This is a genomic window from Echinicola vietnamensis DSM 17526, assembly GCF_000325705.1.
GTDB lineage: Bacteria > Bacteroidota > Bacteroidia > Cytophagales > Cyclobacteriaceae > Echinicola > Echinicola vietnamensis.
In genome coordinates this window covers 5314988-5329438 of record NC_019904.1, presented here as the reverse complement: position 1 = coordinate 5329438, position 14451 = coordinate 5314988, and the positions used below count along the sequence as shown (strand labels likewise).

The window sequence follows — 14451 nt, the reverse complement described above, 5'->3', positions numbered from 1 at the left end:
AAAAAGCCAGGGGCCATGCCCCTGGCTTTTTTCTATCTTGGATTTTGTTTCATGTCATTCAGCTGCAATTCATCCAATGGTATGGGATAGGCATATTTTGGACTTCCTGGTTCTAAAGTGTAGATTTCCCCATCCAAGTCCCTAGTGACTATCTTTTCATATTGACTGCCTGTCAGTCTCCTCAAATCCTCCCAACGCAATCCACGAAAAACCAATTCTTTTCTTCGTTCTTCCAATATCCGCTCCAATAAATCCTCCCCTGAAATCCCTGCTATGGGTTCAAACTTTCCTACCTCAAATCGGTGCTCTAATAGATAGTTCAGATCCTCCAAAGCCAGCTCCTCATTGCCCAGTCTTACAGCCGCTTCTGCCCTGTTCAGCAAAAGTTCATCCGTGGCTATTCCATCAAACAAATAAAGATTACCCATATAGGTTCCCCTGAATTTGACATGGCCATCCTGATTAGGTTGGGTAAAGAACAGTGACTTTCTTAGGTCACCGGCTGCATAACTTTCATAGATTTCCGAAAGGATAAAAGTATCGGAAGAATAACCAATGGAGCCTGATGAAAAATAACTGCAATAGACCACTTCCTCATTAAGCCTCTTGAAACCAAAAGTATTACCCTGCTCTAAATTGGCATAATCCATCAGTTCATTTCCCAGTTCAAGTGCAAGTGAAGTGTAATTAAACACTTTTTGATAATCCCCCATAGAAAGATAAACCCTTGCCAATAGCCCATAAACCGCTTGCTTGGAAGGTCTGGTGGCAATGGTCGCCCTCGAAGGCAATAAGTCCAATGCGACTTCCAAATCTGCAATTACCTGGGCATAGCTATCTTCGATGGAAGACCTTTTTGCCAGTTTATTAACATCAGCACTTAATTTTAAAGGGATACCCAAATCAGGATCTGCCAGATGATAGGGCATGGTAAAAATCCGAAGCAGATTATAAAATGCACTTGAACGATAGAATAAAGCCGATCCCCTCAAACGGTCCCAGTCCACCTGCTCATTTGAATCCGGCACAATATCATCAAGTTGCTCCAGGGCAACATTAGCGTAAAAAACCTGTTCATAAAGGGAGTTCCAAGAAACAAACCTGCCTGTTGGAGAGATAATGTCTGCCCAGACATGGGCATTACGGGTAATCTCATTCCAGCTTTCCCATTCTTGCTTGCTGATAAAATAATCATCTGAGGCTACCTCACCCATATCGGAATTTCTGTTCATGATATATTCATTATCCAAAAGGGCCTGTATATCTTCCAAGTTATCAGGAACCACCAGATCGGTACTGGGCTTTTCATCCAGAAAATCCTGACAGGAAGACAATAAATGAATGATACTGATGATCATAATGGTGAGTATGGGGTTAGTTATGTTTTTCATTTGGTTAGATTTTATGTTAGATATTAGACACCAGACGCTAGACAAAAGACTTGTTTACGGATTCTAGGCCGTATCATACCCGTCATTGCTGTTATGGTTTCCATGTCAATTAATTACCCCCTAAATCCCCCTTGAGGGGGACTTCTTGATATCGTAACCAAAATCGGTTCTTCCCCCTTCAGGGGAGGTTAGGAGGGGGTAAATTCTTTCTTATTTACTCTTTTATCCATCTTGCTACTTTCTTCTAAAAAGAGTCCCGGTTTCCCGTCTGGAAACATTTCCCGCAGTTTATTAAGATGATGTATGATCACATATGAAGAAATTGCGCGGTAAGGGACTCGTTGATAGTAGCTAGATTTTAGTACATAGTAGCAAGACTTGTTCACGTGAGCGAGATTGTTACTTTTTCCGTCATTGCGAAGGATCTGCCCTGTCTGACGCAGTCAGGAGTGGCGGAGACTGTGGCAATCTCCTATTCCAAAGACGGGACTGCCACTCCGCTTGTGCGGATCGCAGTGACGGAGAAATAGGTGTTCTCGCCTCCGAATTCAATCTTTCCTCTTTTTTCTTTATTCTGTCTTGCTACTATCATCTTGCTACTTTTTACTTAAAGTAAGCCCCGCCCACCAAGATTTGCCTTTAATAATCAATCCGGTTTAAAATAAACATAGATTAGGGCGGACGGAGCTATACCTTTAGTGCTTTAGAAATCTATTTTCACTCCTAGAGCAATGCTCTTAAGTGGCTTTGCTGTTCTGAAATCGGGATCCAAAGGGTCATCTTTTGCCGCTTTCCAAATGATCCCCAGGTTATTGGCATAGGCATATAGGGCCATTCTTTGGAAAGGTAGTTTGGGGGATGTCCTTTGGTCAAAGGTATATCCCAAGCGGATGTCCTGTAGCCTAATATGATCCCCTTTCTCCACGAGCACCGAGGAAAAACTATAGAAATTATCCCTATTGGCATTCAACCTGTCCGGCATGGATGGCACGTGGGTACTGGTTTCATCCCCCGGGTTTTGCCAACGCAGGGCAAAGTCCCCATGTCCCCCTTGGGCATTGAGGACATTGGCATATCGCACGCTGTTCCTCCTGTAATAATAGCCCAAGCGGTAACTGATATTAAAGGACAGGTTCCATCCTTGCCAACTGAAATCATTTCTAAGTGCACCAAAATGGCTTGGTCTGGATGGCCCATGGTAAATCAGGCTTTCAGGGGTGGCTCCAGTGATGATGCCTCGATAATCATTGGAGGCTTCGCCGTCCAGATAGCCCAAGGGATCTCCGGTATCCGGGTCCAGTCCTGCCCAAGCATAGCTATAAATAGCATAAAGCGGTTTCCCACTAAGTGGTATGGGCAAATCATGATCTCCGCCCATTCCCAATGAAAGGTATTGGTTCACAGGGCCCACCAACTCATAATCGCCGACCCTTTCCTTGATCCAAGAATGGAAATGATTGATGCGCCACTGGAAAGCTCCCCTGATCACTGAAGCACTGATATTAAAATCCAGGCCATGTGTTTGTGTACTGGCCGTGTTTCCCCTAAACTCCGTAATGCCGGAACTTGGGGCATAGGGTATATCCCCGATCAGGTCCAGTCCATTTTTGATATAATATTCCAAGGTGCCCGAAAACCTATCATCCTTCGATGCCCAGTCCAATCCCAGGTTGACGATCTTAATGCGCTCCCAGCTCAATGATGGATTGGGCGGGTTGAGGATGATTCCTTTGGGCAAACCTGTAATATTGCTGTTGCCGTTCCTTATGGCCGTAGTATAGGCAGAAACCCGCTTGTCAATATTGCCATTATAGCCATAGGTAAATCTCAGCTTGGCATAGGGCAGCCAATCTTTCATGGGATAGAAATCTTCCTCACTCAATATCCATGCAGCCCCAACAGACCAAAGCGGCACGCCCTTTTGGTTGGCATCTACCCCAAAGAGGTTGGAGGTATCCTTTCTGCCACTTACCGAAAGGGTATATTTCCCCTGATGGGTATAGGCAGAATTCAGGTAATAGCTAAGATAGCGGTCCACTGTCCCGCCTACCTGGTCCCCATTGGGAATGCGTAAGGAGGCAGAGGGGAAATAATACACTGGATAGGGATTGACATAGTCCATCTGGGCAATATTGCCCACCCGATAATTATATCCGTAAAAGCGGGTCCCAAGACTGGAACTTTCAAAGGACTTTACTTCTGCCCCTGCTATGGACACCCAGTCCCCTTGCTCCCAGTCCGTTTCATAGTTCAGCTGCGCCCGTCCGTTATGTGAAAAGCTTGAATATTGGGAACGGTCCAAAATCCCGCCCTCAGGAATGATGCGGGTAAGGTTTCCCTCTTCATCCACCTGTGTGTACTGGTTGACCCAGTCACGGGCATAATAGCTTTTCGCTCCATAGTGCTGTTTAACTTCCTGCTCATTGGTCCAGTACTGGTAGGATACTTGGGCATTCAGGCCTTTGATGATTTTATAATCCAATCCAAGGTTCATACGGATATCCCTGCCTTGCAAAATATCGGATTGCTCATGGATGTCCTGCAAGGGATTATAGCGCCAGTCCAGCAGACCTTCAGCTTCAGCACCATCCAAAAATCCACCCCGGTAGTCCTTGGTGATGGCCATAGGATTACCATTTTCATCCCTGAACTGCACATAAGGGGCCAGCACATCATTGCTGGATTGCTTGAGTTCACCATAGGCCAGCCCATTGCGGTCTTTATGGGTTTTGGTGAAGTAGATACCTGTGCTTAGCTTTAGCCGATCCTTCAGTAGCTTGATTTCCTGTTTTCCTCCCAGGGTAAAGCGTTCCATGCCCCTGTACTTGACGGTCTCCAGGTTCTTATCCCAACCTGCTGTCAGGAAATAACTTTGTCTTTCGCTGCCACCGGAGATATTCAGGGCGTATTGTTGATTGATGCTTTTTCGGTAAAAATCCCTCAAGTATGCCTCCCGCAGATCCTGTTTTCTGTAGGCAGCTATGCGAGCATCCGCTATTGACTGGTCGATTTCCCCATCCCTAGCAGCGATCAAGGTTTCCACTACAGGACTTAGCGCTGTCTTTCTGGGCGTGTTTTCTTTGGAATTATAAAATCCCCTGTCAAAAAGCATCAGCTCGGTATCTATAAAATCATTTACCGACATCTGGGGCTGGTAATAAGGATCAAAGACCTCTCCGATTGTAATATTGCTGTTCAGGGAAACCTTGGGCTTACTGCCTATCCGGCCGCTTTTGGTGCTGATCACGATCACCCCATTGCCGGCCTTTACTCCCCAGATGGAAGCGGCAGCTGCATCCCTGAGTACATTGATGCTTTCCACATCATTGGGGTTGATGTTCTCTATGGGACCATCATAGGGAAAGCCATCCACTATGATCAATGGGCTGCTATTGGCAAATAGGGTGCTTCTGCCACGGATGGAAAGAGCATCAGATGCAGGGCCATTTCGGTTAAATATCAGTCCCGGCGTCACGTCCCCAAGCCGCTCAAGAATGCTAGTGCTAACAGGGCGCTCGATCAGGCTGCTGTCCAGATGGACAAAAGAGCCAGTGGCCCGCTCCTTGGAAATTTGCTGGTAACCCGTGGAGACCACTTCCACGCCTTCCAGTCCCATTGCTTCTTTTTCCAGTTTTACGATCAGCTCCTCCTCCAAGGGTAGGCTAATGTCCCTGCTTTGTCTTTGGTAGCCCAAATAGCTGGATACTATACGGAGCTCAGATTTAGCTACCTGAAGTGAAAAAACTCCGTATTCATCCGTCACCGTTCCCTTTCCACTATCCGCTATCTGTATGGTCGCCCCAATCAACGGCACATCCCGATGGTCCAAGACCTTCCCCTTGAGGATATAGGTCTCCTGTGCCATGGCCATTCCGGACCACAGCCAACAAATTATCCATGGTATAATCTTTTTCATATTTGTGATTTTATTAGGGTTAAAAATTTATTTGTCATTGACCCCGATCCCTGATGACCAGCATCTTGATGGGCATGACCTTTTTGACCAGGTCCAAGCCATAGGGAGCAAGGGTCTTCCTGATACTTTCCAGGTCATTCATCTTGCCCTCCAATTGGATATCTACCCTATACTCAATCCCCGTATCATCCACGATGGGAATCCTCATGAGTTGAAGATGGAAACGCCAGTGATAGGGGAGCAGTCCTATTCGCTCATTGTTCAGCTCGAGTCCAAAAGCATCCATTTCTATCTTTCTTTCTCCACCATCTGTTCTCAGGTCAATGGATGTATCCGTCCGGACCAAGGCCAATACCTCGGTATCCCTCATCTCCACAGCTGCCCAGTATTCGGGGAACATCCTTTCCAGGTCCGCTTTCATGATATCATATTCCTGCCCAGGGTATTGGGGAGATACGATAAGCTCATAGCAGAAACGATGGTCCAGCTTCCATTCATCATAATTGTCCAGATCGGCATTGTATTTTAGCAAGTCCGGTTCCTTTACTTCCAAAATCCTTCGATTGCGGTTGAAGTCCACCTTCCCCGCACCATAGGCAAGCCCGAAATAGGTGGGCAGGTCGGAATTGGTCAGGAAGATGCGCATCCAGCTTTTATCGGATTCCCCCGTGACCTTGTACATCGCCGGCATGCCCTCGATATAGGGCATAAAAACCGACTGCAGTAGAATCCGCTTGTCCTCATCAAATCCTCTGTTCCCGAAAAACAGCAGTTCATTCCTTTTAAAAAGGGCCTTGGGAGCTGATTTGCTTTCCAATTCTTTTACTCCCTCCAAAACTTGTCTGATACTGTCCCGAACCACCGATTCCTTAGAGGTAAAGGCCATTACCTTGCCCTCAGGGTCTATCCATACATAATGGGGCAAGGTCCTGTGTGGAAATAGCTGCCGTAAGGTATTGTCCGAAATCGCCATGGGCATCTCGATATCCTTTAGCACCTTCAATCGTGAAAAAAGTTTGTCCACTTCCTCCTGATCTTGGTAGGTTACTGGCAGGATTTCCAGCTTCCCCTCAAACTCCCGCCGTAAGCTATCCATCTTCGGAAAGCCTTTCACACAGGGCGCACACCAAGTGGCCCAGAAGTCCAGGATCAGCAGCTTGCCCTGGTAATCGGACAGTTGTATTTCCCCTTCAGGGTGATTGATAACATTTTTCACCAATAAGTCAGGCATCAGCTCACCCACCTTAAGTTCCTTCACCTGCAGGGAGACGGTATCGCCTACCGCCCCCGCAGGTGGGGTGCCTGCAACTTCCAATTGATTTCCATATAGATTGCTTCCGAAAAGGCATAGGTATGCCAGGAAGCAGTTTTTCGTTAACGCTTTCATAGTTATTAAGGTCTTTGTAGAAATATTGGAATACCTAAGGAGTCTCCTTAGGAGTAGCTAGTATTGAGTCGTGAGTATGGAGACTCGTTTTCGGAGTCGAGAACGTCCACTATCCGTCATTGCGATGACCAGAGGGAAGAAGCAATCCCGCCTTTGAAATACGATAGTTCCGCAGTCGTCTTTATGGTCTCCTTCGCAACGACGGATAAAATTCAACCTCGTAAACGAAACCTAATCTAGCTACTAACATCTAGCTACTAGCTACTCCAATAGCTTCTACATTTATAAGAAATTGATTTAATCCCAGTGCTTATAAAGCTCTAGGCCAGGCTGCCCTACCAGACGCCAATGATCTTCCGGAGGATCACTTGACGAATGCAGCCAACGAATTTTGTAGTCTTGAGTAACTAGTCATGAGTCATGAGCTCAATTGTTCTAACTACTCCATTTCGTAAAAATTGATACCGATTTTAGGTTCGATAGTATTTTAGGAAATTCGGTATCGGTATGTGATTCATATTCAGTAGCAAGTAATTAGTATAGCTTCCGTGAACAAAAGCTCCAGACTCCCTACTCAATACTCCCTACTAATTTTATATTGGATTCTTCGGTTTACGTTCGAAAAGTATATCGTACTTGGAGATGCCAGGCAGGATATCAAAGGAACGGTTATCATAATAGCATACCATAGCTTGCTCCTCAGGTTTTAATAATCTGAGCAGTAAGGAGGTGGCATTATGTGATCCGAAATGAACCATACACAATTTTACAGGAATGGCTTTGAAAAGCCTTAAAAACATAGTAGTTTCGTTATATATCTTAGTAGTTTAAAACAACTAGGAATTGGAATAATCCATATTTCATGCTAAAACACTTTTAAAAACTACAGGAAGTATGGTTATTTTTGTATATTGAATATAAATTCAAGCATCATATGAAGGAGGAAAATGGAAGCGAGTTTACAGTACTCGAGAACAAGAATATAGGTAGAAACTTTTCTGCTTTTCGTAAACTAAGGGACAAGAAAGCTTTAGAGGTGGCTGATTATTTGGGTATGTCAGAAGCCAACTATACCAAATATGAGCGTGGAGAGAATAAAATTACGATTGATCTTATTCAGAAGGTTGCTGAATTCTTGAAGGTGGATCCACTTCAGATTGTTTCCAGTCAACCAGGACATGTAATAGAAAATCTTACCGGTTCCCCTGTTGCAATACAAACTAATAGTACCTTTCAAACTACTAACGAAAAGCAAAATGAAATGATGCTCACGCTTATGCAAGAGATTGTTGAAATGAATAAGGCATTACGGAAAATGATAGAGGATAAGAAGTAATTTAGGATAGATTTTATGAGTGAAACTGTTGAAAAATACCCCATATGGGGTATTTTTTTTGTTTTATGTAACCCTTAGTTTTAAGGGGTGCATTGAAAATCTATTATATGAAAATCGAAAAAGTAGAAATAAATAACTTTAGGCTATTAAAAAACACTAGTCTTTCATTGCAAGAAAAAACAACCGTTATTGTTGGTCGTAACAACTCTGGTAAAACATCATTAACTGAGATATTCAGACGCTTCTCAAAACGAGATAGGTTTAAATTGGAAGATTTTAGTCTTAGTTCATTTCCTGATTTTTCTAGAGCTTTAAAAGCAAATTTAGCCCAAGAAAAGGATTCAGCAATTCGAGAAATTCTTCCAAGTATCGATATAATATTGATAGTTAACTATTTGGAGAATAAAGACGATTACGGAGTACTAAGTAATTTCATTATTGATTTAGATGAAAATTTAACAAATACACAAATTAAAATTTCATATAGATTACAAGATGGAAAGATAGATAGCTTTTTTTCAGGTATGACTGATGAAAAAGCTCCTGATTTCTTTGATATCATTCGGGAAAGAATTCCCATGTATTATGACTTTGAGGTAATTGCAATTGATTTAAAAGACCCTGATAATACTGCAAAAACTGAATTTGAAAACTACAAAAGATTAATTCGAACAGATTTTATTAATGCACAACGTTGGCTTGATGATGAAACTATAAAGGAAAACGATGTACTGGGAAAAGTACTAAGTAGCATTTTTAGCAATGCATCTAAAGAATCTGCACCAGAAGAAATGCAGAAAAAATCGAAAGAGCTTGATGAAGTTGTAAAACAAATACAAACAACGGTTGATTCTGATTTTAACACTAAAGTAAAAGCCTTAATTCCTGCTCTGAATATTATGGGATATCCAGGATTAAGTGACCCAAACTTTACTACAAAAACATCTTTTGATGCTAAAACTATTATTGAGAAAAACACCAAACTTCTATATGAGAAAGCTCATGGGATTACTCTACCGGAAACATATAACGGATTAGGTTCTAGAAACCTAATATTTATCTTGTTTCATTTATTTGACTATTTCAGACAATTTCAATCGGATGAAATACAACCAAAAAATCATGTAATCTTTATTGAAGAACCTGAAGCACACCTTCATCCTCAAATGCAGGAAGTATTTATCCGAAAGCTATATGAGATAGCAGATACTTTCTCTACACAGCTGAATGGAGGAAAAAAATGGCCAGTTCAATTTATAGTAACGAGCCATTCTACACACATTGCAAATGAAGCTGAATTTGATTCCATACGCTATTTTCTTACAAAAGGAACTGAAGATTTACAGACTTATATAAAAGACCTAAATGAGGAATTTAGTAAACCGGATAACGAAAAGGACAAAAACTTTATTCATAAATATTTAACGCTTACTAAATGTGATTTATTCTTTGCTGATAAGGCTATTCTAATTGAAGGGCCAACAGAAAGGATTCTAATGCCTGAATTTATAAAAAAACTAACTACGGCAAATCTAAACAGTCAGTTTATTTCAACGGTAGAGATTGGAGGTGCATATGCTCATCATTTTTATAAATTTCTTGATTTCCTAGAGTTAAAAACATTAATTATAACAGACCTCGATTCTACTAAACATAAACAAACTGACAAAGGGATTAAATACGAAGCATGCCAAGTTTCTGCTGGTGAAAAATCAAGCAACACAGGAATAATTAAGTGGTTCAGTTATAAGGACGATGAAGGTAATGATAAAGAAAATGTTGATTTATCTGAAATACGCACAAAAGTTCTAGAAGATAAAATTCAAGGCACTAGGAGAATAGCTTACCAAATTGATGAAGAGGTAAGAGAGTGTTGCGGTAGAAGTTTTGAAGATGCCTTTATTATTACAAACCCGACACTTTTTGGTATAGCTGAAACCAAAGGCAAAGCTTTAGAAGCAAAAGCATTTGAAGAAGCTAAAAAGTATACATCTAAAAAGACTGATTTTGCAATCAAATATGCTTATGTGGAATCAAAATGGGAAATTCCGCTTTATATTAAGGAAGGGTTAACATGGTTGTCTGAAAATGAATCGGATAAGGTTTTGAGTACAGATGTGATTAAATAATTGATTATGAATAGTCCAGCTGAAAAAGCATCAGAAGAGACATTAAAGAAAATCTACCTTGCGTTAGATAATGGAAATTCATTTCGTGTTGAAGCAGGTGCAGGTGCGGGTAAAACTTACTCTTTAATAAAAGCTTTACATTATTTGATAGAACATAAGTCAGCAGAGCTTCAAAAAGGATTTCAGAGAATTGCTTGTATAACATACACGAATGTCGCTACTGAAGAGATTAGAAATCGAATTGATAACCACCCATCGGTTTTTGTTGATACTATACATGGGTTTTGTTGGTCAATATTACAAGGGTTTCAGGCTCAAATGAGGGCTCAGATTGAATTAATAGGTGACGAAAAACTTATAGAAAAAATAGAGGACGCGGGAGGGCTAAGAAAACAAAAAATTGTATATGATTTAGGATATCGTAGTGCAACAGAAAAGGAAATCTTTATTCATCATGACAATGTGATTCAGTTATTCACTGCATTACTTTCCAAAGAAAAATTCAGAAGTATTCTTAAAAATCAATATCCAATTATTTTTATTGATGAATACCAAGACACAAATGAAGAGTTAGGAAAAGCAATAATATCAAATTTGATTGAATCAAAGTCTGATATGCAAATAGGATTATTTGGAGACCATTGGCAGAAAATTTATGAAAATGGTATTGGTGGAATGGTATCCGTTGATATTGAGGAAATAGGTAAAAAGGCAAACTTTAGGTCTGAAAAGAATTTAGTTAAATTTCTAAATAGGATGCGCCCAGGACTCCCTCAAATGGAAAAAGACCCATCTTCTGCTGGAGAAGTTAAAATCTTTCATTCAAATAATTGGATTGGTGTGAGGAGAGATGGTAAAGGAGGTGGACATTGGACAGGAGATTTGCCAGAGGCTGAAGCAGGTAATTATTTTAGAGCAGTAAAAAATAAGTTGATACAGGAAGGTTGGGAGTTTTCATTTGAAAAAACTAAAATTCTAATGCTTACTAATTCTGTTCTCGCTAGAGAACAAGGTTATAGCGGAATAACTAAAGTATTTAGGTTTTCAGATGATTATCTAAAAATGCAAAATAAATACATTGATTATTTTGTAAATATACTAGAACCAGTTTCAGAGTCATTCAGCAAAAAGAAATATGGTGAAATGTTAAAAGCGATTGGCATAAGAACACCAAGATTGAAAAACCATAGTGATAAGAAAGTTTGGAATGATAGTTTAAGCAAATTAATTAAAAATCGAAATTCTGGAACTATAGGTGATGTAATAGATTGTTTAGCCGAAACTCAAAAGCCTCGTTTGTCATCGAAAATTGAAGAATCTGAAGAGAAATATTCTAAACTCAAAGATTTAACCGAATTTGAGGATGAAGCAGACAAAAAACTTGTTTCAAAAATTAAAAAACTTAAATCTGTAAAATATTCAGAGGTCATTGAACTAGCTAAGTATATTGATGATAAAACCCCATTTTCAACAAATCATGGCGTAAAAGGAGCGGAATTTGAAAATGTATTGGTCATATGTGGTAGAGGATGGAATAAATACAATTGGAACCAGTTTCTTACCTGGGCAAACGATGGAGTTCCTGATGATAAGAAAGAATCTTTTGAACGTAATCGTAACCTTTTTTATGTTTCTTGTTCCAGACCTAAGAAAAGATTAGCAGTTTTATTTACACAAGAATTGTCTAGTTCAGCTATGGCAACATTAAACAAGTGGTTTTTACCAGAGAATATTTTCCCAATAATAATATAGACCAATATTCATTTTTCATGAGAAATCAGCTTTAGTTCTAAATCTTAAAACGAATTTGTTATATCGTAGGAATTAAGTAATTACTTGTTATCTTCTAACTCTGAAAATCTTCATGGATTTTCGGAATCGTGTATACTTGCTAAGTATAAGTACTAAATCATGCAACTACTCCTAGCCGGTACATTTAAACTCGAATTACAACATACCTACCTTATCGATTAATCTATAATTAGAAGTTTAATTAATGACTTTGTTAAAGAAAGTTTAGATATTATGCAAGAAACATTGTTTGACCGAAATGGAAATGCCATAGCCTATGTGGACTATGATGATGAAAACACAATCTATTTATGGAATGGAAAGCCCGCTGCCTATCTTGACGATGATAAACGTATTTATGGATTTAATGGCAAACACTTAGGTTGGTACGAAAATGGTGTTATTTGGAATTTGAGTGGAGAAAAAAATGGTTTTAATGATTCCGCTTTACCAGTATTTGCCAAATTTGAGCCTTTCAAATCATTTAAAAAATTTAAACCATTCAAATCCTTTAAACAATTCGCGAAGACTAAACCATACTATAAAACCAACACAAGTAAAGAATCACTATCTCAATTCTTAATGAATGGAGCTAAATAAGGATTAATAAATCAATGGAAATTTTATTGGGAGTATTCGCAGAACACTGTCTAAGACTTTAAAATTCATTTAAAGGAACAAAGTTTGACTTTAATTACTAGCATAGTCAAACTGAAATAACCAGTACACTTATGTAAATACTAAAAGCTGATTTCGAGATGAGATCAGCTTTTTATTTTTCAATAACTTCATGAAATCAATTTCCTCAATATCTTTTTTTATTATTTTTAGCCTAGCCCAGCCGACTTTACTATTTTTAGCCTTCCATTTTTATTGAATACACCGAAATGTCAGAAGATCAAAAACAAAAGCTGGAAAGTCAATTATGGGGTATTGCCAACCTCCTTCGTGGAAAGATCAGTGCGGATGATTATAGGGATTATATCCTGGGCTTTATATTCTACAAATACCTTTCCGAAAAACAATACCTCTATGCCAATGAGCTGCTCAAGAGTGAGGGAATAGAAGATTATGCGAGCTTAACTGAATCGGATTTATTGGATGCCATTAAGGAAGAATCATTATTGAAATTGGGCTACTTCTTACAGCCTCAAGAACTTTTTTCAGCTTTGGCGGCCAAGGGGAATACCGATTATGAAGATCCTGATAAGGTGGAGGGTAATGGCAGCAATTATATCCTGGATGATCTGCAAGCCGTGCTGAACCATATTGAGCAGAGCACTATGGGTACGGAGTCGGAAGATGATTTTAATGCCCTGTTCGAGGATCTTGACCTGAACTCCACCAAGATCGGCCGTACACCCAATGCCCGAAATGAGATCATCGTGCAGATCCTTAATCGCTTGAATCAAATCGATTTTAAACTAGAATATATTCATTCTGACGTATTGGGCGATGCCTATGAATACCTGATTGCGAAGTTTGCTGCCGGTGCTGGCAAATCAGCAGGGGAATTTTATACCCCGCAGCAGGTGTCCAAGATTTTGGCTAAAATCGTGACCACAGGAAAATCTAAACTAAAGTCAGTGTACGATCCTACCTGTGGTTCTGGTTCCTTACTCCTTCGAGTAGCGAAAGAGGCGACGGTAAGTGAATATTATGGGCAAGAGCTGAATCGTACCACTTATAACCTTGCGCGGATGAATATGATCCTTCATGATGTGCATTTCAGTGATTTTGATATCCGCCATGAGGACACCCTGGAAAATCCCCAGCATAAGGATGAACGTTTTGAAGCCATCGTGGCCAATCCGCCTTTTTCGGCTCACTGGAAATCAGATGCCAATCCTCTGAATGCCACTGATGAGCGTTTCAGTCAATATGGCAAGTTGGCACCCAAAACCAAAGCGGATTATGCCTTTGTGCAGCACATGCTGTATCATCTGGCAGACAATGGCATTATGGCTTGTGTGCTTCCCCATGGGGTGCTCTTTCGTGGTGCATCCGAAGGAATTATTCGCCAGTACCTGATAAAGGAACTCAATTACTTAGATGCAGTGATCGGCCTCCCTGCCAATATCTTTTATGGGACTTCTATTCCTACCTGTATTTTGGTGCTCAGTAAGTGCCGAAAGTCGGATGATAATATAGTCTTTATTGATGCCAGTGGAGAGGATCACTATGTAAAGGAAAAGAACCAGAATGCTTTGCGGGACCAGGATGTGGAATTGATCGTGGACACCTATCAAAATCGTAAATCCATCGACAAGTTCAGTTATGTGGCCAACTTAGCAGAGATCGCTGAAAATGACTATAACCTCAATATCCCTCGCTATGTGGACACTTTTGAAGAGGAAGAACCGGTGGATATTGATGCTGTAATGAAAGAAATCAAAAGTTTGGAGGCCAAGCGGGCAGAACTGGATCAGGAAATTGCCGGGTATTTTAAAGAACTGGGCTTGAATTTTTAATTGACCATTATCAATCCTTAATGTTTTTTA

At 40.4% G+C, this 14451-nt stretch carries 8 protein-coding genes; 5 read left to right on the top strand and 3 right to left on the bottom strand.

Annotated features, from left to right (window positions below):
• Positions 1–32: 32 nt before the first annotated feature.
• From ECHVI_RS21685 to ECHVI_RS23155, 3 genes are all read right to left on the bottom strand, one after another.
• Positions 33–1391 (bottom strand): RagB/SusD family nutrient uptake outer membrane protein, encoded by a 1359-nt coding sequence (locus ECHVI_RS21685; RefSeq protein ID WP_015268156.1) that lies wholly within the window; start codon positions 1389–1391, stop codon positions 33–35.
• A gap of 703 nt (positions 1392–2094) precedes the next feature.
• On the bottom strand, positions 2095–5307 hold the full coding sequence (locus ECHVI_RS21680) for a SusC/RagA family TonB-linked outer membrane protein (RefSeq protein ID WP_015268154.1): 3213 nt from the start codon (positions 5305–5307) through the stop codon (positions 2095–2097).
• A 34-nt stretch (positions 5308–5341) separates the two neighbouring features.
• Positions 5342–6694, bottom strand: coding sequence for a TlpA family protein disulfide reductase (locus ECHVI_RS23155; RefSeq protein ID WP_015268153.1), 1353 nt, complete (start codon positions 6692–6694; stop codon positions 5342–5344).
• 934 nt (positions 6695–7628) lie between these two features.
• Here ECHVI_RS23155 and ECHVI_RS21670 point away from each other — a divergent pair.
• The 5 genes from ECHVI_RS21670 to ECHVI_RS21650 all read left to right on the top strand — a co-directional run bounded on the left by ECHVI_RS21670 (position 7629) and on the right by ECHVI_RS21650 (position 14421).
• Positions 7629–8030, top strand: a complete 402-nt coding sequence (locus ECHVI_RS21670; RefSeq protein ID WP_015268151.1) for a helix-turn-helix domain-containing protein — start codon at positions 7629–7631, stop codon at positions 8028–8030.
• Positions 8031–8137: 107 nt separating this feature from the next.
• Positions 8138–10159: an ATP-dependent nuclease gene (locus tag ECHVI_RS21665; protein ID WP_015268150.1), complete on the top strand. Its 2022-nt coding sequence runs from the start codon at positions 8138–8140 to the stop codon at positions 10157–10159.
• A gap of 6 nt (positions 10160–10165) precedes the next feature.
• The gene (locus ECHVI_RS21660; protein ID WP_015268149.1) at positions 10166–11911 is read left to right on the top strand and encodes a UvrD-helicase domain-containing protein; all 1746 of its coding nucleotides are present in this window, start codon (positions 10166–10168) and stop codon (positions 11909–11911) included.
• 273 nt (positions 11912–12184) lie between these two features.
• Complete coding sequence (locus ECHVI_RS23150) at positions 12185–12550, top strand: 4-fold beta flower protein (RefSeq protein ID WP_015268148.1); 366 nt, start codon at positions 12185–12187, stop codon at positions 12548–12550.
• Positions 12551–12837: 287 nt separating this feature from the next.
• A complete protein-coding gene (locus ECHVI_RS21650; RefSeq protein ID WP_015268147.1) occupies positions 12838–14421 on the top strand; it encodes a type I restriction-modification system subunit M in 1584 nt (527 codons plus the stop codon).
• The last annotated feature ends 30 nt before the right edge of the window (positions 14422–14451 follow it).

Bases quoted from the DNA above. Each gene is read 5' to 3' on its own strand.
- ECHVI_RS23155 (WP_015268153.1), bottom strand. From the start codon at position 6,694: ATGAAAGCGTTAACGAAAAACTGCTTCCTGGCATACCTATGCCTTTTC.
- ECHVI_RS21685 (WP_015268156.1), bottom strand. From the start codon at position 1,391: ATGAAAAACATAACTAACCCCATACTCACCATTATGATCATCAGTATC.
- ECHVI_RS21680 (WP_015268154.1), bottom strand. From the start codon at position 5,307: ATGAAAAAGATTATACCATGGATAATTTGTTGGCTGTGGTCCGGAATG.
- ECHVI_RS21660 (WP_015268149.1), top strand. From the start codon at position 10,166: ATGAATAGTCCAGCTGAAAAAGCATCAGAAGAGACATTAAAGAAAATC.
- ECHVI_RS23150 (WP_015268148.1), top strand. From the start codon at position 12,185: ATGCAAGAAACATTGTTTGACCGAAATGGAAATGCCATAGCCTATGTG.
- ECHVI_RS21650 (WP_015268147.1), top strand. From the start codon at position 12,838: ATGTCAGAAGATCAAAAACAAAAGCTGGAAAGTCAATTATGGGGTATT.
- ECHVI_RS21665 (WP_015268150.1), top strand. From the start codon at position 8,138: ATGAAAATCGAAAAAGTAGAAATAAATAACTTTAGGCTATTAAAAAAC.
- ECHVI_RS21670 (WP_015268151.1), top strand. From the start codon at position 7,629: ATGAAGGAGGAAAATGGAAGCGAGTTTACAGTACTCGAGAACAAGAAT.